Below are 19,755 nucleotides of genomic sequence, written 5' to 3'. Positions count from 1 at the left end.
TGCGCTTGTTACGCTCTGATCGGAAAAAATAAACGTAGCGTCTTTTTTCGATAACCCATCGCTCGATTTGTGATAGGCTTACCAGCCTCGTATACTGTAGAAGTCACCATGTTCAGAGGCTGAAAGATCCGCTGTCTGATGAAGTCGGCAAAGGGTTTGGCCGATACACGCTCAATGAGCAGTGCCAGCAAACAATACGCGGAATTGCTGTACCGAAACTGTGTTCCTGGCTCAAAATAGAGCGAATCCTTATTTTTCAGTAAAGCCAGTACGTCGGCATCCAATAGCTGTTCTCGCTGCTGTGGGTCCATAAGTGCTTCGTAATCCAGAATACCCGATGAATGCGTCAACAGATGGTGAATGTGCACTTTCTGCCCTACATGCGCATTAAACTCTGGGAAAAATTTGCTTAGTGGGTCGTTCAACGAAAGTTTCCCGTCTTTCTCCAGCAATAGAATACCCATTGCCGTAAACTGCTTTGACACCGACGCCATCCGAAAATTAGTTTCAGGCGTAATGGCCGTTTTCGACTCGCTATTGGCTAATCCGTATCCGTTTCGATAAATAGTTTTGCCCTGGCTGACAACCAGCAGAGCCGCGCCGGGTTCATTCGGCTTAGTAGTTGCCCGCATAAGCGAATCGAGCCGTTCGGGTAGTTGAGCGACAGCCAATGTTGACATAAAAAGCAGGCCAGCGACTAAAATCTTCTGCATTTGATTTACCAGAATACGGTATACAATACAGCCAAAATACTGAAAATACCAACGGAGCCAACGACGAACGAAGTAGATACCCGAAACATCTGCCGATCAACAATAATACCCGTATCGTTTTTATGGCTGGCAGGGTCAGTCAACGAAATAAGTACCATGAGCAGGACGTCGATACAAAAAACCCAGGTTGTACGATGCAAAAAGGGAATAGGGTCTGCCTGAATATTAACTAAGCTCATTACTTCCGGCCAGAATTTAAGCAGAGTAGAAAGTGGTAAGGTTAAAATGGCTACGGTGAGCGCGGCCCGGTTAGTAGCTCGTTTCCAGAAAAATCCAAGCAGGAAAATGGCAAAAATACCGGGAGTTATGAAGTTGGTGTACTCCTGAATATATTGATAGACCTGATCGAGCGAACGGAGCAACGGCGCCAGGCCAATGGCAATAGCAAATGATACAATGACTGCCCACCGACCCACATTAACCAGTTTACGTTCGGATGCCTCTTTATCGACGTATTTCTTATAGAGATCCAGGGTGAAAATGGTCGAAATCGAATTGCACTTGCCAGCCAGTGAGGCAACAATAGCGGCTGTCAGGGCAGCAAAGGCCAGCCCTTTCATACCGACAGGCAGCAGATTCATCAATACCGGATAAGCATGGTCGGGCTTGACCACGCCCGATGCATCGGTCATAGCCGCACGAAACGGCCCACTCTGGTACAAGACATAAGCCGCAATACCCGGAATAACGACAATCAACGGGATCATCAGTTTCAGAAACGCGGCAAACAGAATACCGCTACGTGCCGTTTTGAGATCGGCGCCTAAAGCCCGCTGGACAATGTATTGATTACAGCCCCAGTAATACAGATTATTGAGCCACATACCCCCGGTTACCAACGCCATTCCCGGCAACACATCGTATTGCGGGTGACCTTTCGGGAAAAACATATGAAAATGACCCGTAGCTTTTTGCCGGAGCGACAGCAAGCCGTTCCACACGCTCGTCGTACCTGTTTCCTGAGCGACTAAATCCAACGCCAGATACGTAACAACCAACCCGCCAAAAATCAGGACAATTACCTGAATGACATCAGTATAGCCGATGACTTTCATACCACCCAGGGTAATAAAAATAGAAAAGATGGCGAGTCCGATTGTGCAGGTTGTAAATGAAATACCAACCAGCGATTCAATGGCAATAGCACCCAGGTATAGAATCGACGTGAGATTGACCAGTACGTAAACTACCAGCCAGAACACGGCCAGAATGGTGCTGACGGTATCGCTGTAACGCTGCGCCAGAAACTGCGGCATGGTATAAATGTGATTCCGCAGGTAGATCGGGATAAAAAACACAGCCACGATGATTAACGTAGCAGCTGCAAACCATTCGTACGACGAAATAGCTAACCCCATGGCAAAGCCCGATCCGGCCATGCCGATAAAATGCTCAGCCGAAATATTCGATGCAATCAGCGAAGCGCCTATGGCCCACCAGGTCAACGACCCTTCGGCCAGAAAGAAATCGGTTGTATTTAACTGTTTTTGACGTCTGCGCTGGTAGATCCAGTAGCCATACCCAACAACAATAATGAAATAGATTAAGAAAACAACGTAATCAGCAGTAGCGAGATGGTTCATGTAAGCAGAAAAAACGGGTGTCTTGCCAGTAAAGCAGGACACCCGTTTTTTATACCAGAGTTAACACACAGCGCAGGCGGTTCGCGCTACGTTATAAATTACTGAAATCGAAACCATCCAGGAACGACGTAGTGAACTGACCCGACCGGAACCGGGCGTCGTCCATAAGCTTTATATGAAACGGGATGGTCGTTTTAATACCTTCGATAACGAACTCCTGCAAGGCCCGCTTCATCCGCGTAATGACCTCCTCACGCGACTGCCCCGATACAATCAGTTTTGCAATCATCGAATCATAGTTGGGGGGAATGGTATAGCCGCTGTACACATGGCTATCAATCCGAACACCGTGCCCACCCGGAAAATGCAGGTTGGTGATCTTACCCGGCGATGGCCTGAATCCATTGGCAGGGTCTTCAGCATTAATCCGGCATTCCATGGCAAATATTTTAGGCGTATAATTTCGACCTGAAATTTCGGCCCCGGCGGCTACTTTGATTTGCTCTTTGATCAGGTCGAAGTCTGTTACTTCCTCCGTAATTGGGTGCTCAACCTGAATCCGGGTGTTCATTTCCATGAAATAGAACTTCCCGTGTTTATCAACCAGAAATTCAACCGTTCCAGCACCTTCATAACCGATAGCCTGCGCACCTTTGATGGCAGCTTCACCCATTCTTGCCCGGAGTTCATCATTCACGATTGGGGAAGGTGTTTCTTCAACCAGTTTCTGATGCCGACGCTGAATCGAACAATCACGCTCTGAGAGATGGCAAACTTTACCCGATTGATCTCCCACAATCTGAATCTCGATATGGCGGGGTTCTTCTACGTATTTTTCCAGGTATAAACCATCGTTACCAAAGGCAGCTCCCGCTTCAGTACGGGCATCATTCCACGCTTTTTCGAACTCCGCTTCTGACCGGACAATACGCATTCCCCGGCCGCCACCGCCAGCAGTTGCCTTCACAATAACCGGATAGCCCATTTCTGCCGAGAGTCTTTTACCCTGTTCAACCGATTCCAACAAGCCCTCCGACCCAGGAATAACCGGTACACCGGCGGCTTTCATGGTTGCTTTAGCCGTGGCTTTATCACCCATGCTGTTGATTTGATCGGCTGTTGCACCAATAAATTTGATGCCATAATCGGCACAGATTTGCGAGAATTCAGCATTTTCCGACAGGAATCCGTAGCCAGGGTGAATAGCATCGGCTCCCGTTACTTCGGCCGCTGATATAATACTGGGAATACTCAAGTACGACTGTTTGCTGATGGGCGGTCCAATACAGACGGCCTCATCGGCAAAACGCACGTGCAGACTGTCGCGGTCGGCAGTCGAGTAAACAGCCACCGTTTTGATACCCATTTCACGACACGTACGAATAATGCGCAGCGCGATTTCTCCCCGGTTAGCTATAAGAATTTTCTTAAACATAATGAGTGAAAGAGTGAAAGAGCGAAAGAGTGGCAGTTGAACACAATCAAGCGCTCATTCACTCTTTCACTCTTTCGCTCTTTAGTTTTAGATGGGTTCTACCAGGAATAGCGGCTGATCGTATTCAACCGGCGTAGCATTCTCAACGAGAACTTTCACAATTCGCCCGGAAACTTCTGATTCTATTTCGTTGAATAATTTCATAGCTTCGATGATGCACACAACCGTACCAGTGCTAACGTTATCGCCAACCTCAATCAATGAAGGCGATTCGGGATTAGGTGACCGATAAAATGTTCCGATCATAGGCGACTTGATCGTAACGTAGTTGGATGTATCAGCTTTGGGCGCAGCCACCGTAGTCGGTGCAGCCGCGGCAACAGGAGCAGCCGCCTGCGGCTGTGCTACAGGCGCTGAGGCAGCTACTGTTGAAGCGGCTGGTGCCGGACTGACCGGAGCGGCAGCCCCCCCTGAACCGTACCGTTTGACGCTGATTTTCAGGTCATTTGTTTCGATATTGACTTCATCCAAACCCGATTGTGAAATGAAGTCAATAAGTTGCTGTATGTCTTTTGTCGTCATATATTTAGTGACACAGTTAACTGAGTGGGATTAGGCAATAGATGTATGTCTAACTGATCTGTTCACCAACTGTTTAACGATGGTTATTTCACCCGTTCTACGTATTCCCGAGTACGGGTATCAACCCGAATTTTTTCACCTGAATCAATAAACAGAGGCACCATGATTTTTGCGCCCGATTCAACTTCAACCCGTTTTTTCGGGCTATTGGCTGTATCCCCTTTAATCCCCGGTTCGGCATAGGTCACTTCCAGCTCAACAAACGGAGGCAACTCGCACGACAGTGGCGTTTCATTTTCAGCATTAATCAGAATTTCTACTTCCTGACCTTCTTTCATCAAATCAGCCCCGTCGATGAGTTTTTCGCTGAGATTTATCTGATCGAATGACTCCTGGTCCATAAAGTTAAAACCTGCTTCATCCTTATAAAGGTATTGGAATTTCCGGCGCTCAACACGTACAGGATAGATCGTTACACCAGAGTTGAATGTATTATCGATAACCCGGCCCGTAGTCAGGCTTTTCAGTTTTGTACGTACAAAAGCGGCCCCTTTTCCTGGTTTAACGTGCTGAAATTCAGTTATTTGAAATAGGTCATTGTTGAAGTTCAGGACCAGTCCATTTCGGATATCTGCGGTCGTTGCCATTGGTTTTATTGTATATTGGTTTAATGTAAAATGAGTAATGAAAATGTCAGACAAATTTCTTGTAGAAGAAAACTCATTATACATTATGCATTATTCATCTAGAAAACTTAATACGCCCACTTCACATATACGGCGCCCCAGGTAAAACCTCCTCCAAAAGCTGCCAGTATTAGATTATCGCCTTTTTTGAGCTGGGACTCGTAATCATACAGACAGAGCGGAATCGTGGCGGCTGTCGTATTGCCGTATTTATGGATATTAATCATCACTTTACCCGGATCGATTCCTACACGGTGGGCTGTCGCATCGATAATACGTCGGTTGGCCTGGTGCGGCACCAACCAGGCAATATCCTCGCCGGTAAGCTGATTACGCTCCATGACTTCCGCCGACACATCAGCCATATTTTTCACCGCGAATTTAAAAACGGCTGGCCCGTCCTGATAGACGTAATGCCAGTGTTTCTCAACGGTCTCATGAGTAGGTGGGTAGCGGCTCCCCCCCGCTTTCTGAAACAAATGGTACTGCCCCACCCCATCTGATTTGATAACCGAGTCGATTACCCCATAGCCTTCGTTGTTAGGCTCCAGCATGACAGCCCCGGCCCCATCACCAAACAGCACACAGGTTGTTCGATCCGTATAGTCGATTATTGCTGACATCTTATCGACCCCAACAATAATTATTTTCCGGTATTTACCTGTCTCAATAAACTGCGATCCGATAGTCAGAGCGTATAAAAATCCAGAACAGGCTGCCTGAATATCAAAGCTTCCAATGTTGCGGATACCGACCATATCGCAGATAAGATTGGCGGTACCTGGAAACACGTAGTCAGGAGTAGTGGTAGCACAGATTAGCAAATCGACGTCCTCTGGCCTGGTGTTTGTTTTCTCAAGCAAGCCTGTTACAGCTTTTGCTCCCATATGTGAGGAACCTAAGCCTTCACCTTTCAGGATATGTCGCTCTTTAATACCCGTGCGGCTCGTGATCCATTCGTCATTTGTATCCACCATACGCTCCAATTCGGCATTGGTTAGTATATAGTCGGGAACATAGCCGTGGATTCCAGTTATGGCAGCTTTACTCATAGGTGGTATAAGAAAGTTTACGGTTATTGCTTTCAGTGCTCCAACAACTATTTACTGAAAACGGTGAACCGAAAACTATAAACTAACTGAGAGCTTGTGCAATTTTAGTGTATGCGTCGGATTCAACTTGCCGAATGGCCAGGTTGATCATATTCTTTATCGCTAACGGCGATGAAATGCCGTGAGCAATGATCACATTGCCATTGACGCCCAGAATCGGACTACCTCCAACGGATTCATAGTTGGTTTTATCTAAAAAATCGTCGCTTATACCGCGCTGTTTGGCAATTGAATAAAACGACTCGCCTAGCTTAAACATGGCATTACCCGTGAAGCCTTCTGTAACAATTACGTCGGCCTCACCAGCAAAGAAATCACCTCCTTCGATATTACCGATGAAGTTTATGCGTCGGCTTTCTTTCAATAGCTGATGGGCCGCCTGTGCTACCAGCGAGCCTTTTTGTTCTTCAGAACCAATATTCATCAGGGCAACACGAGGCTGCTTTATGCCGAATATATATTGAGCATAGATAGAACCGACCTCACCGAACTGAGCCAGCATTTCAGGTTTGCAGTCAGCATTGGCGCCAATGTCGAGCATCACTGCATGGCCACCGGTTATCTGGGGCACAAATCCGGCAATGCATGGCCTTAAAATGCCTTCTATCGCTTTAATGCTAAATAAAGCGCCTACATGCATGGCACCTGTATTACCGGCGCTGCAAAAGGCATTAACCTGGCCATCCTTCAAAAGCTTAAACCCAACTCCTATGCTGGAATTGGGTTTCTGCGAGAGCGCCTTGGTAGGGTGCTCGCTCATCTCAATAACATCGTCTGCGTTCACCAATTCAATATTGGCAACTGCACTGGCATCGTGTTTCTGAATTAATTCCTGAATAACAGACAGCTTGCCAATCAGCACGATAGCTACATGTTCCGGCAATTCAGCAGCGGCCATTACAACTCCTTCCACAATTGCTTCGGGAGCAAAATCGCCACCCATTGCGTCCACTGCAATTTTCATTGACTCTGTTTTTTCAATATCTCCCAGTTAAGCTGGCTTACAACAAAACACGCGTAAAAATAGGGAGGTAGCAGGCAATAAAAAAGTATTTCACGTTCATCTTCAGAAAGACGTCGGCGAAATACTTCTCTTAAATCAATACTGTTTAGGCCGTTTTGGCGTAATTCTCAATAATCATTTGTCCTTTGTAGAACAGATTACCTTCAAAAACGTGGGCATGATGCCGCTGATGTACTTCACCTGTCTGTGCGTCGGTTGACAAAGCTACAGGCGTTGCTTTATAATGTGTTCTACGCTTATCACGCCGTGTGCTGGAGTGGCGCCGTTTGGGATGTGCCATTTGTTTACAGTTCTAGAGTTTTATACTTGTAATGTAGTGGAGTACGTATTGACTATGCCCCCACAACTTCTTTTAATTATTATTTAATTTACGCAAAGCCGCCCAGCGTGGATCAACATTGGACTGGCCAGCCTCATCGTCGCCTGGTTCAGCGTCAGAACGATAGACAACTTTACCATTTTCCGTTTCGTCGTCCGATTCATCTTCTTCCCGAAAACGCGGATGCAGACGCTTCATCGGCAGCGACAGGCTAATGAACTCGAAAATGTATCGGGCTACGTTGATTGTGGCCGTGTTACGTTCAATAAGTTCGATTTCGTCACTCAACTCTTCATTGTGGTCGCCAAACTTCAGGAGCATCGTCTGCCGCGTATCGACCGGCTCATCATATTCGTCGAGGCTTCGGTCACAGATTTGTTCAACGGAGCCCGTACTATGAAAATCCAGCCGGATCATAGTTTCAGACTTATCCAGCACCAAATGCGTCTGAATAGTGCCCTTAGCAATTAAATCCTGCTCCAAAGCGGCAAAAAACGCATCGTCCGATGTAAAATCGTACTCATAGCGCTTGTTTTCCAGCCCGACAATGTTGATGTCGTATGCACGTAGTATGTTCACCCTGGTGCCTCCTCTTCAAAATAAGACCGCAAATGTACGAAATGTTTGTGAATCAGGAAAGTGATAGGTAAAATTTGCCTATACTTGACCTATTATGTTTTCGACGCGTGCCTTTACTGGCTAACTAGCGTATGTTACTAATATTTATTTCGCTAACCAGCTTTGCTGTTCTGATACGTATTGTGGCAAATCCGCTCTCCAACGTATTTCAGAAACAACTCACTCAGCATTCGGCCGATCCATTGTTTATTATTTCGGCAACCTATGGGTTTCTTATGCTGGCGTGTCTGGCGTTCTGGCCACAACTTCGCTTCTCGGGCTTGCCATCAACGTTTTGGCAAAGCATTGTCATAACGGGTCTTCTGGCGATGGTGGGCAATGTGTTTCTGGTCAAGGCACTACAAATCGGTGATTTATCGGTACTTGGTCCAATAAACGCCTATAAATCAGTGGTAGGGCTTATAATTGGCATTTTTCTGCTAAAAGAGATTCCCGGTTGGTGGGGTTTGCTGGGTATTCTACTGATTATCGGCGGAAGTTATATCGTTCTGACCGATAAGCGGCAGCGTACGAGTTTCTCGTGGTCGGTATTTCGGCGGCCGGAGGTTAAGTTACGATTGATCGCCTTGGTGCTTTCGGCAGTTGATGGAGCATTTTTGAAGAAAGCGATTCTTCTCTCAACGCCCACAATTGCTTTTTTCTATTGGTGTGTCTTTGGCTTCCTCTTTACGTTTGTCTGGATCGTCGTAGCGATGCGGAGCCAATGGCGTTCTCAGGTCAATTTGTTAGTCACGCAAAAATTCATTTTCATTGCCCTGTTCTCCGCTGTTGGCGTAACGCAGATGGCAAGCAATATCGCTCTGGAAAGGATTCCGGTCGGTTATGCGCTCGCTTTATTTCAGACCTCCGCCCTGGTGAGTGTATTCTTTGGTTACCACTTCTTTAGCGAGCAGGGTATCGTTCGTAAGCTTATCGGAGCCAGCATCATGGTGATGGGAGCCGTATTAATTACGATCCTGGGTTAACCTTCCTTTTTAAATTGAGTTATCATTACGTAAAAAACTTCTCACTATGGCACAATACCAACTCGTCGAAAAACACGCTATCGAGCACCACAACGAATACTATGAAGTGCGTACAACCCAGGACAACGATCAGGCGCAAAGTCTATTTTTTACAACCAACGAAGAAAATCTGGAGGAGGTAGCAGCCGCTATCGTTGCTGAGCATTTAGCCAGTGCAAAACATTGGACCGTTATCCCTCACCGGAAAGACAGTTAATTTTTCTGCTTGGTCAATTGAATTTGTATACTTACGGGCAAAATCATTTACCTTGTTTTGTCCTACTTGTATCCCTAAACCAACCGTTCACAAAATTTTTATAAAGTTTTGAACAATCGCAATTGATTATTGTTACGCAAAACTTTATCTTCACCGTACAAAAAATGTCGGTCTAAAAAGCCGATTCTACCGTAACGTGATAGATGAAGATTGGTCAAGTGCTGTTTGTTACGAGCTTTTTAACCCTGCTCACTAGTTTAGTTTCACCCGCACAAACACTTACTCCTACTCAGGCCAGGGCCGACCTGAGCTTCCTGAAACGCAGGCTCGACCTTCTCCATCCGGGCATGGGTTATTATACACCCGAACCCCGCATGGAGCAGCTTTATGATTCGCTCTATAATCGGCTGACAGCTCCGATGGATTACATGACGTTTTTTCATCATGTCAGTCCGTTTGTGGCGGCTCTGAAAGACGGCCATACGAACCTGAATCACCGCAAAAGTTTTTTTGGAAAGCACACTCGCTACGTTCCATTTTTTATCCGACCGGTTGATTCCAGTTATTATATCAGCCACAATGTATCAGCGGATACGAGCCTTCGCCGTGGCACTGAATTATTGACGATCAACAACCGGACCGTAGCTGACTTGCATCACGAGCTGATGAATGCCGACCGCTCAGGTTCAGATGGCGATAATATTACCGGTCGTAAGCAATGGAGTCTGGTGCAGTTTGCTGATTACTACGCAGCCTGGTATGGTTCTTCGGATTCGATCCGGATCAGCTACCGACTCGCTGGTGATACAGTTATTCGCTATACGCGTCTGCCTTGCCCAACGCTGAGCGAATTCCGGACAACCATGCGGAATCGGTATACCTCAGAAATCGATCAGCTAGCCCAGGCGCCTAACCTATCCGTCCGTATCGTTGATTCTTTAACTCATACAGCTATTTTGCGGGTTTCATCGTTTATGGGTCTGAAAAAAAGGATCCCTTTCAGTGGGCTTTCAACCGTAAACTAAAACAAGCCTTTAAGCAACTACGGCAAGACAACGTCCAGAATCTGATCGTTGACATGCAGGGGAACGGCGGAGGAATTGTGCTGAACTCAGCCCGACTGCTACGGTACTGGATGCCCAAACCCTTCCGTATTATGGAGCGCGAAACCATGAAGCAGGCCGCTCGTGCTGAGCTGATAACCCGATGGAATCCAGTATCCGCGCTGAATTTTAGCTTACAGTATAAAGCCGATAATAACGGAGGGTTTTCCAGCCGTTCAACACGGCGGTATTTCCGGCCTCGTCACAAAGATGCCTTTAAGGGAAATCTGTATTTCATGATGAATGGGGCCTCTTTTTCGGCAACGACTACAGTTTTAGCCAAAACGCTTGACGCCGGGATGGGTACCTATATTGGCGAAGCAAGCGGTAGTGCTTTTTGGGGCGATTTTGCGGGTCATTTCAAAACCGTTACGTTACCAAATTCGCGGCTACAGGTCCGTATCCCATTAAAGAAAATGACCCACGCCGTTACGCCCAATCGCGCGAATGGCTTTACTGTCGAACCAGATTTTATTGTTACCCGGAGTTACGAGGATCTGATAAACAATCGTGACTACGTTCTCAACTACACGCTCGGCTTAATTCGGGAGGGCGTAGTAGCCCGTCAACCAATTCGGACGCGTCCGTTACAGGCATCTGTACAAGTAAATAACAAACAGCAGTAACTTAGCGCTCAGGGAGCGATGGTGAACTCATTGCTTGCCAAAAATTGTTGATTGGAGGCTATTAACTGATTTTTTGTGTATTGTATCGTTGACGTTGAAACAACCGGGGGCGTAAAAGGCCCTACTCGCCTTACCGAAATCGCCATCTTTCGCCACGATGGGCATCAAATTGTCGACTCGTTTCACTCCCTGCTGAATCCAGAGTGCCTTATCCCACCCTTTATCCGCCATTTAACGGGTATTTCGGATGAAATGGTTAAAGATGCACCGACGTTTGCCGACGTAGCACAGGATGTTCTCAACATTACGGAGAATGCCATTTTTGTGGCGCACAATGTGAATTTTGATTTTGGTTTTATCCAGAAAGAACTGAACTGGCTGGGGTATGACTATTTTCGCCGTACACTCTGCACAGTTCGAACTAGCCGAAAGCTGATTCCCGGTCATACTTCATATAGTTTAGGCAAGCTATGCCGCGCCTTAAACATCCCTCTGAACGGCCGTCACCGGGCACAGGGTGATGCAGCCGCTACGGTGCTGCTGTTTGAGATGCTGCTTCGGCACGACGCGCAGGGATTGATTCCGCGCAGTGTCTCACGAATCGAGTATCCCCATTAATTTGATAGCGGGAAACGGGTCTGTGGTTCAAAAAAACGCCGTTTACGAACTGGGTTGATCGGTACGTCGATGGTAGCCTGAACGCCCTGACCCGGCTGGCTCTCCCAGGAAATGCGCCCGCCCAGAATAGCCACCCGCGACTCGATGTTGCTCATTCCCAAGCCCGTTGCTTTTTTCTGCAACTGTTCATAGTTAAAGCCCTGGCCGTTGTCCTGATAAATTAGCACAAGACGTTCCGGTTGCCAGATTATATGCAGATCTATCCGGCTGGCATTGGCATGCTTGAGCGAGTTGCTCACCAATTCCTGCGTAATGCGGTAGAGCATTACTTCTGTATCCGCCGGAAGTCGATTTTCATTTGTCGGCGCTGCATCTTCGACAACGGGAATTTCACTGAGCAGAAATTGGGCGCTGATGACTCCACTGGCAGTAATCCGGGAAAACAACTCCTCCACCGCTGCTACGTAACCATGTCGCTCCAGTGTCTGCGGATTCAGTTTTCGCAACATGTTTCGAACGTCGCTGATCGTATCATTAATTAATTGAAAGACCGTGTTTTTGAGCGATAAAATTGCCGGTGTTTCACCTGCCTGCTTTGTCAGCTGCGTAGTATAGAGTTTAATAGTTGCCAGACGAGTCCCAATCTCATCGTGTATATCCCGGGCAATGTCTTTTTTCACCTGTTCCTGAATATCATAAGCCAGCCGTAAGCGCTCAGCCTGATGCTCACGGATGCTGTTTTCACGCTGACGTACCCACCACCAGATGGTTCCTAATAATACCAGAATAAGGATAAACACAAACGGGAGCGTTAGCCAGAACGGTGGTTCGATATGGATAAGCAATTGCTTGATGTGAGGGCTCCAGCGCCCGTCCTGGTTGGCCGCTTTTACCTGAAAAATATAATGGCCTGGTGGCAGGTTCGTATAGCGCACGTAATTCCGTTCGCCGGCAGCTATCCAGTGCTTATCGTAATTTATTAGCTGATACTGATACGTATTATGGCCATTGCTGCTGTAATCAAGGGCTGCAAATTCTAAAGCCAGCGTATTCTGAGTGTGATTCAACTCAATTTGCGATGCTTCTCCGACATACTTATCCGATTTGTAGGGCTCTTCATTTACATTGAGTGAGTAAATATAGACGGAAGGATCAAACCGGCTATTGTGAAAAGCATCCGGCTGAAATCGGTTGAATCCATTGACTCCACCTACGTAAAATTCACCTGTTGAGGCTCGTAAAAAAGCATTTCCATTGTATTCGTAGCCTTGCAATCCATCGTTTGGCGTAAAGTTTTTTATCTGCTTCGTTAACAGGTCCAAGCGCGAAAGCCCCCGGTTTGTACTCATCCAGATTTTGTTTTGGGAGTCGGTCAGCGTACCGTATACAAACGAATTAGCCAATCCCTGCTGCTCCGTGTACAACGTAAATCGGTTCGTTTGTGCATTCAGCGAAACAAGACCCCGGTCGCAGGATAGCCACATTGTTTGCCCATTACTATCCGGGCGAATATGCAAAACCGTATACCCTTGTAAGCCTGATCTGATCAATTTCCAGGACGTAGTTCGGGAACCTGGCTTGCCTGACTGCGCCAACTGGTAACAGTAGTATCCATTTAGATACGTACCGACCCACAAGTGCCGGTTTTTGGGATCAAACCACAAACTGAATATGTTCTGTCCTGCCAGCTCAGGCAATCTGGTTAAACTACGCTTATTGGTATCAAACGAATAAAGTCCATCTTCTGTAGCAGCAATCAGAACGGCGTCGGAAACGCTGACCAGATTCCGGACATAATTATCGGGAGCGGGATGTTCCGATACAGGAAAAGGGATTAAATCAAATGTTTTAGAAGGTGCCTGAAAGGCCATTATACCCTTGGTAGTTCCTACCCAGATACGTCCCTTCGGATCACGATACAAACTTTTACTGAGCGATAGCGTAGAGCTGTTTGTGGCCGTTAAATACGTTGGGAATCGTTCGACAATCCGGTTCGTGCGCGGATTAAGTATATTGATACCCCCTTCGGTTAGAATCCATAAACGATCTGGTTGCTCTTCCAGAAACCCCCGGATTACGTAATTACTCAACTTACGGTATGGCGCCAACGTATCGGTAAACTGGCGTTTGACGAATCCTCTGAATAAAAATACGTCAGGCACGATGCGAGCCAATCCATCCGGGTCTGTGTTGGCCCAGATGATCCCCTGCCGATCAACATAAACCTTGCTGATTTTAAAGTCACTGAGCCGCTGTATGTGGTTTGTAAATGTATTAATCTGCCCAATGGTACTTGATTTTTTATCGAAATAAAGAACGCCATCATTCTGCGTACCCAGCCAGAGCTGCCCTCGCTGATCGGGGGTAATGCTGAAAATGGAGCTTATGCTATTCGTACCAACTGTCGTATAGGTTTGGTAATTATGATGCCGGTAATCAAAGCGAATCAGGCCAGCCGTTGTGCCCAGCCATACAATATCATCCGCATCAATATAGAATGACAGGACGCTGGACGGCGGCCCAAACTGATTCTGAGGGTGATCGCTAAAATAATACGTAAGCGTCTGATCGTGAAGGTTATAACGTATCAAACCTGTTGATGCATGAAGCCATACATTTCCGGCGGGTGTATTGGCCGTAGAGCTTTGCAAATCATACTTCCGCCTTGGACGCAGTCTGGCATTCAACACGGTTTTGTGTCGATTTCGATAATCGAACCGTACCAACCCTTCGGTATCGCTCAGATACAGCAATTCTGATTTGTCAGCAAAAAAAGGAATTGTCCGACTGGCACCCCGCACGTGATTCCGGACAGAAATAAAGTCAAACCGGTCGTTTCGACGATTGTAGCGGTTCAGCCCCTCTTCCGTACCAATCCATAGATTGCTATCGGGGTCTTCAACAATCCCTAAAATGTTCGTCCCTCGAATGGTACCGGGTCGGATGGTACCCTGCTCATCCACAATAGGGCGGTACGTTCGAAAACGATGACCATCATACCGATTCAGTCCGTCCTGAGTGCCAAACCACAAAAACTCCCGGCTATCTTTCAGAATATAATAAACAGACCCCTGCGCCAGTCCGTCGCTTACTCCAATTCGATCAACCCGAAACGTAGTGGCAACACTGGTAGAATCATGCTGTGCCTGTCCGCTCCGGGAGAATATGCTCCAGAGAAGTAACTGAATGCAGATACAGCTTACTGTTCGCATTATCAGGCGGAAGTTGGTTTAGGACAAGCGTCTGTAAATGAGCCACCTATTTGCTAAATATCCAAACGTATTATCAATAAATACAATATTCATTACATAGTCCTGCTACGTTAGGAATATCGTGGGTGTCAAACCCCGTATTTGGGCGTTTTGCCGTACATTCGTATAGCGTTCCCTTTATCTTTTTAATCATCATCAAGCTATGCGTTTTTTCAAATCCATTCAATTATCGCTCATGCTGAGTTCATCCGTAGTGCTGGGGCAGGCAACCCAACCCCTTAATTATCCTCAAGCTCGTAAAACTGACCAAGTCGATACGTACCATGGCACCCAGGTGGCCGACCCATACCGATGGCTGGAAGATGACCGCTCCGACGAAACGGCGGAATGGGTAAAGGCGGAAAACAAAGTCACGTTTGATTACCTGGCTCAGATTCCTTACCGGAAACAGATTCAAAACCGGCTTGAGCAGGTCTATAATTATCCAAAATATTCAGCGCCCAACCGGAAAGGCGAATGGTTTTATTTCTCCAAAAACGATGGTCTGCAAAATCAGGCTGTTCTTTATCGGCAGAAAGGGCTGGACGGCAAACCCGAAGTTGTGATCGACCCCAATAAGCTCTCGGCAGATGGTACAACCCGGCTGGGGGCTTTCTCGCTGTCGAAAGATGGTCGGTACGCGGTCGTTGGCTTGTCGAAAGGGGGGTCTGACTGGCAGGAGTACCAGATTATGGACCTGGCTACCAAGCAATACTTATCCGAAAAAATTGAATGGGTGAAGGTGTCCGGTGCTGCCTGGCAGGGCGATGGATTTTATTACAGCCGTTATCCGAAGCCAGAAGGCAGTGCGCTGGCGGCTAAAAATGAGAACCATCAGGTCTTCTTTCACAAGCTGAATACCCCTCAATCTGCCGACCGCCTGGTTTTTGAAGACACTAAACATCCCCAACGCTTCAATATTGTCAGGACAACCGACGATGAACGCTTTGCTTTGCTGACCGTCAGTGACCGGGGACAAGGGAAAGACGGCAATGCACTCTTTTTTATCGATGCGCAGGCAAGCGAAAAAGGGTTTACGCCTGTCGTGGCCGATATAACTGATTTCAGCTATAATGTGGTTGATAATGACGGTGCCCGGCTGTTGATACTCACGAATGAAAAGGCGCCCAACAGCAAAATGATTGCGTATGATACAAAAAAGCGGGCTTTTTCGCCACTGATCGCCGAGCGGCCCGAGCCAATTGCCGAAGGGAGTGTTAGCGCGGCCGGAGGCAAATTGTTTGTCGAATACACAAAAGACGTAACGTCAAAAATCGAAGTGTTCGATTATACGGGCAAACAGGAAAGTGAAGTTCAGTTACCGGCAGTCGGCTCTGCTGGCGGGTTTGGCGGTGAAAAAGACGACAAGTTTGTGTTTTACACCTTCACTTCATTCACCTTTCCGCCCACTATTTATCGCTACGATATTGCTACCCGGAAAAGTACGGTGTTCCGCGCCCCCGAAGTCGATTTCAAACCAGCCGATTACGAAACAAAGCAGGTGTTTTACACCAGTAAGGATGGCACCAAAGTGCCCATGTTTCTGACGTATCGGAAGGGACTGAAACTCGACGGCACCAACCCAACCCTGCTGTACGGGTATGGCGGCTTTAATATCAGCTTACCACCCGCTTTTAGTCCGTTTCGGATACCGTTTCTGGAACAGGGAGGAATTTATGTACAGGCAAATTTGCGGGGTGGCAGCGAATACGGCGAAAAATGGCATGAGCAGGGAATGAAATTGAAGAAGCAGAACGTATTTGACGATTTCATTGCGGCAGCGGAGTATTTGATTGCTCAGAAATACACAAGCTCGGCCAAACTGGCTATTCAGGGTGGGTCAAATGGTGGTTTGCTGGTCGGAGCCGTTATGAACCAACGCCCTGATTTATTTCGGGTGGCTATTCCGCAGGTGGGCGTAATGGACATGCTCCGCTTTCATAAATTCACGATTGGCTGGAACTGGATTGCGGATTATGGCAGCAGCGATAACCCCGATGAGTTCAAAGCCATTTATGCGTACTCCCCGATCCAGAATATAAAACCTGATCTGAAGTATCCGGCCACGCTCATTACTACGGCCGATCATGATGACCGCGTAGTACCGGCTCACTCGTTTAAGTATGCGGCTACGTTGCAGGAAGCGTATAAAGGCCCAAACCCAGTGCTGATCCGCATCGATACCAACTCCGGGCACGGTGCCAGTAACACGAAGAAAAACATTGAAACCGCAGCCGATATTTATTCCTTTATCTTCTGGAATATGGGAATAAAGTCACTTTCGGGCGCGGAATAATCCCCTATGCACAAAAAAAGGCTTCCCGCAGCGGGAAGCCTTTTTAGTAAACGGATTATAATTCCTAGAACTTAAACGTTACGCCCAGCTTAAGTGTAGCCAGGCTTGACCCTAATTCAGCGAAAGCGCCAATGTTATCGGAGAAGAAATACCGGCCACCCAGGTGAATTGGTACATATACAGTACCATAGCTATCGAACGCCCCACCATAGGAGAAGGAGAAGTACGAAAGTCCTAAGCCTGCATATAAGTCTGCTTTATCAGTACCTAAATTGAGCAATTCGTTAAAGTGATAAGAAGCGCGGGCACCAATATCAAACGAATTGTACTTATAGGACGCTACACTTCCGTAACTTCTGTAGCCAACTACAGCACCGGCTGTAATATTATGAGCTACACCAAAGTCAGCTGCTGCATTGAGGCCGATACCACTGCCAGCTGTATAATAGCCGTAGCCTCCTACCCCAATACCAAGGTTAATGAATTTGGTACCCTTGTCGATTGCCATTTGCGCAAACGATTGAGTGCTGGCTAACAGTCCAAGGGCCAATAAAATAGACAAGTGGATTTTTTTCATGTGATTCAACTGATTTTGTTAAAAGTTACGACAAAGTAAACGTGAATATATTGGTCCGACAAACGCATACATGAACGTCTTATTTATCGGTAATATGGACGTATGTGTAGCAAACATAGCAAACCAGAATTATACACGTATATATTTAATAGAAATAAACATATCAAAATTTCTAGCATCGCTGGTTTACTAACAGCCCACACATGGCAGACAATATGTACCAGTATACAAAAAGGCGTCTCCAGAGAGACGCCTTTTTGTATATAATTGAATCAAACGTACTGTTAATGAACCAGTTCCGCTTTCAGCTTTTCCTTAAATACTTTTCTAAACTTGTCAACTTTAGGCGCAATCACAAAGGCACAATATCCCTGATTCGGATTATTGGCAAAATAACTCTGATGATACGCTTCTGCTTCATAGAACGTAGTGGCCGGGCTAATTTCTGTCACAATTGGCTTATCATATGCCCCGGCCTTGTCTAATTCTTCTTTAGCGGTCTCCGCTAATTTTTTCTGCTCATCCGTATGATAGAAGATTACCGACCGATATTGCGTACCAACATCGTTCCCCTGCCGATTCAGCGACGTTGGATCATGGCTCCGAAAAAACGCTTCCAGTAATTCCTGATACGTGATTTTAGCCGGATCGTACGTTACTTCTACACATTCGGCGTGGCCCGTATCGCCGTTGCAGACTTCTTTGTACGTCGGGTTGACTTTATGGCCGCCTTCGTAGCCCGATACGGCCGAAATAACGCCATCAAGCGATTCATACAGGGCTTCGGTACACCAGAAACAGCCCGTACCGAATGTTGCTTTAGCCAGGCCGTCAGATTGATTTGTAGTCATAGTGCTGATTTCTTTTGTAGGGCTGATTCTGTAAATACAGGTACGTATACGATTAGCCCAATCAAAGTGTGAGTTGTTTATGAAGGTTGATTACAACCATTCAGTTTATTTGTGGTTTAAACTCAAACTAATAACATAACCCACCCGCGTAAAGTTTGCGCAATCATGCCTGTGAAAGACTTCGATACCGACCGTTTTCGCTACGATGGCGACAAAGAGCTTAAGTTAAAAAAGGCCCCATCCAAAATCGATGATATCTATGAAGATGATATGCATTATGAGGCTCTTTTACGTCAACAGGCCGAAGAAATAGACAAATGGCAGGAGCGAATGTTTGCCTACAATCGGTACGGGCTGGTTGCTGTATTCCAGGCGCTGGATGCGGCAGGCAAGGACGGGACAATTCAGCACGTATTTACGGGCACCAATCCGGCTGGCGTTCGCGTATATTCATTCAAGCGCCCAACCGACCAGGAGCTGGATCATGATTTTCTGTGGCGTAGCTGGCGCGAACTTCCCGAACGGGGCACCATTGGCATCTTCAATCGATCATACTACGAAGAAGTACTGGTAACGAAAGTACATCCGGAAATTCTGACCCAAAGTCAACGGCTTCCCGAAAAATTGACACAGGACCTCGACAAACTGTTTGAACAACGATACGAAGCCATTCGGAGTATGGAGAAATTCCTCTATCACAATGGTTTCCCTACAATTAAGTTTTACCTGCACGTTTCCAAAAAGGAACAGGCAGACCGGCTGATTGCCCGGATCGAAGACCCCGAAAAAAACTGGAAGTTTGAGGAAGGTGACGTAAAGGAGCGCGATTTCTGGGATGACTACCAGGATGCCTACGAAACCTGTATCAACGAAACGGCCACCGAAAAATGCCCGTGGTACGTAATACCGGCCGATGATAAAAAGAATATGCGGTTGATTGTTGGGCGTATTGTCATTGAAGAACTAAAAAAACTTCCCATTGCCGAACCTCAGCCCGACGACAAGCGATTCAAGGAATTGCAAAAGCTGATTCCCATTATTCAGGCTCAATAACACGGC

At 46.8% G+C, this 19,755-nt stretch carries 19 protein-coding genes; 7 read left to right on the top strand and 12 right to left on the bottom strand.

Features of this window, described 5'->3' with window-relative positions:
* Positions 1 to 8 precede the first annotated feature (8 nt).
* The 9 genes from LN737_RS04090 to LN737_RS04050 form a co-directional block, all read right to left on the bottom strand.
* Positions 9 to 713 carry a serine hydrolase domain-containing protein gene (locus tag LN737_RS04090; RefSeq protein WP_405516450.1) on the bottom strand — a complete coding sequence of 235 codons (705 nt, stop codon included), beginning with the start codon at positions 711 to 713 and terminating at the stop codon, positions 9 to 11.
* A gap of 5 nt (positions 714 to 718) precedes the next feature.
* On the bottom strand, positions 719 to 2,356 hold the full coding sequence (locus LN737_RS04085; RefSeq protein ID WP_405516448.1) for a sodium/sugar symporter: 1,638 nt from the start codon (positions 2,354 to 2,356) through the stop codon (positions 719 to 721).
* A 91-nt stretch (positions 2,357 to 2,447) separates the two neighbouring features.
* Positions 2,448 to 3,791 (bottom strand): acetyl-CoA carboxylase biotin carboxylase subunit, encoded by a 1,344-nt coding sequence (accC, locus tag LN737_RS04080; protein ID WP_405516446.1) that lies wholly within the window; start codon positions 3,789 to 3,791, stop codon positions 2,448 to 2,450.
* Positions 3,792 to 3,878: 87 nt separating this feature from the next.
* Complete coding sequence (gene accB, locus LN737_RS04075) at positions 3,879 to 4,373, bottom strand: acetyl-CoA carboxylase biotin carboxyl carrier protein (RefSeq protein WP_405516445.1); 495 nt, start codon at positions 4,371 to 4,373, stop codon at positions 3,879 to 3,881.
* Between the two features lie 83 nt (positions 4,374 to 4,456).
* Complete coding sequence (gene efp, locus LN737_RS04070; protein ID WP_405516443.1) at positions 4,457 to 5,020, bottom strand: elongation factor P; 564 nt, start codon at positions 5,018 to 5,020, stop codon at positions 4,457 to 4,459.
* A gap of 107 nt (positions 5,021 to 5,127) precedes the next feature.
* Positions 5,128 to 6,111: a beta-ketoacyl-ACP synthase III gene (locus LN737_RS04065; protein ID WP_405516442.1), complete on the bottom strand. Its 984-nt coding sequence runs from the start codon at positions 6,109 to 6,111 to the stop codon at positions 5,128 to 5,130.
* A gap of 82 nt (positions 6,112 to 6,193) precedes the next feature.
* A complete protein-coding gene (plsX, locus tag LN737_RS04060) occupies positions 6,194 to 7,135 on the bottom strand; it encodes a phosphate acyltransferase PlsX (protein ID WP_405516440.1) in 942 nt (313 codons plus the stop codon).
* 145 nt (positions 7,136 to 7,280) lie between these two features.
* Positions 7,281 to 7,475: a 50S ribosomal protein L32 gene (gene rpmF, locus LN737_RS04055; protein ID WP_157587039.1), complete on the bottom strand. Its 195-nt coding sequence runs from the start codon at positions 7,473 to 7,475 to the stop codon at positions 7,281 to 7,283.
* Between the two features lie 72 nt (positions 7,476 to 7,547).
* Positions 7,548 to 8,093, bottom strand: coding sequence for a DUF177 domain-containing protein (locus tag LN737_RS04050; RefSeq protein ID WP_405516438.1), 546 nt, complete (start codon positions 8,091 to 8,093; stop codon positions 7,548 to 7,550).
* A 131-nt stretch (positions 8,094 to 8,224) separates the two neighbouring features.
* Here LN737_RS04050 and LN737_RS04045 point away from each other — a divergent pair, with 131 nt between their 5' ends.
* The 5 genes from LN737_RS04045 (at position 8,225) to LN737_RS04025 (ending at position 11,721) form a co-directional block, all read left to right on the top strand.
* A complete protein-coding gene (locus tag LN737_RS04045; protein WP_405516436.1) occupies positions 8,225 to 9,118 on the top strand; it encodes an EamA family transporter in 894 nt (297 codons plus the stop codon).
* Positions 9,119 to 9,164: 46 nt separating this feature from the next.
* The gene (locus tag LN737_RS04040; protein ID WP_405516434.1) at positions 9,165 to 9,374 is read left to right on the top strand and encodes a hypothetical protein; all 210 of its coding nucleotides are present in this window, start codon (positions 9,165 to 9,167) and stop codon (positions 9,372 to 9,374) included.
* A gap of 203 nt (positions 9,375 to 9,577) precedes the next feature.
* Positions 9,578 to 10,399, top strand: a complete 822-nt coding sequence (locus tag LN737_RS04035; RefSeq protein WP_405516432.1) for a hypothetical protein — start codon at positions 9,578 to 9,580, stop codon at positions 10,397 to 10,399.
* Positions 10,342 to 11,103, top strand: a complete 762-nt coding sequence (locus LN737_RS04030) for a S41 family peptidase (RefSeq protein ID WP_405520303.1) — start codon at positions 10,342 to 10,344, stop codon at positions 11,101 to 11,103. Before LN737_RS04035 ends, LN737_RS04030 begins: the two co-directional genes overlap by 58 nt.
* 75 nt (positions 11,104 to 11,178) lie before the next feature.
* A complete protein-coding gene (locus tag LN737_RS04025; RefSeq protein ID WP_405516430.1) occupies positions 11,179 to 11,721 on the top strand; it encodes a PolC-type DNA polymerase III in 543 nt (180 codons plus the stop codon).
* On the opposite strand, the gene LN737_RS04020 is transcribed toward LN737_RS04025, so the two are convergent.
* Entirely contained in the window at positions 11,718 to 14,933 is a 3,216-nt protein-coding gene (locus LN737_RS04020; RefSeq protein ID WP_405516429.1) for a two-component regulator propeller domain-containing protein, read from the bottom strand. The genes LN737_RS04025 and LN737_RS04020 overlap by 4 nt on opposite strands.
* Positions 14,934 to 15,135: 202 nt before the next feature.
* Here LN737_RS04020 and LN737_RS04015 point away from each other — a divergent pair, with 202 nt between their 5' ends.
* Complete coding sequence (locus tag LN737_RS04015; protein ID WP_405516427.1) at positions 15,136 to 17,268, top strand: prolyl oligopeptidase family protein; 2,133 nt, start codon at positions 15,136 to 15,138, stop codon at positions 17,266 to 17,268.
* Between the two features lie 64 nt (positions 17,269 to 17,332).
* On the opposite strand, the gene LN737_RS04010 is transcribed toward LN737_RS04015, so the two are convergent.
* Positions 17,333 to 17,845: a hypothetical protein gene (locus LN737_RS04010; protein ID WP_405516426.1), complete on the bottom strand. Its 513-nt coding sequence runs from the start codon at positions 17,843 to 17,845 to the stop codon at positions 17,333 to 17,335.
* A gap of 284 nt (positions 17,846 to 18,129) precedes the next feature.
* On the bottom strand, positions 18,130 to 18,696 hold the full coding sequence (gene msrA / locus LN737_RS04005; protein WP_405516424.1) for a peptide-methionine (S)-S-oxide reductase MsrA: 567 nt from the start codon (positions 18,694 to 18,696) through the stop codon (positions 18,130 to 18,132).
* A 171-nt stretch (positions 18,697 to 18,867) separates the two neighbouring features.
* On the opposite strand from msrA, the gene LN737_RS04000 reads away from it, so the two are divergent.
* Complete coding sequence (locus LN737_RS04000; protein WP_405520301.1) at positions 18,868 to 19,749, top strand: PPK2 family polyphosphate kinase; 882 nt, start codon at positions 18,868 to 18,870, stop codon at positions 19,747 to 19,749.
* Positions 19,750 to 19,755: the final 6 nt, after the last annotated feature.

The organism is Spirosoma sp. KNUC1025 (genome assembly GCF_045160025.1).
In the GTDB taxonomy this organism is placed as follows: domain Bacteria; phylum Bacteroidota; class Bacteroidia; order Cytophagales; family Spirosomataceae; genus Spirosoma.
Note: the sequence above shows the minus strand (reverse complement) of the source record. Positions and strands in the feature narration are given on the sequence as shown.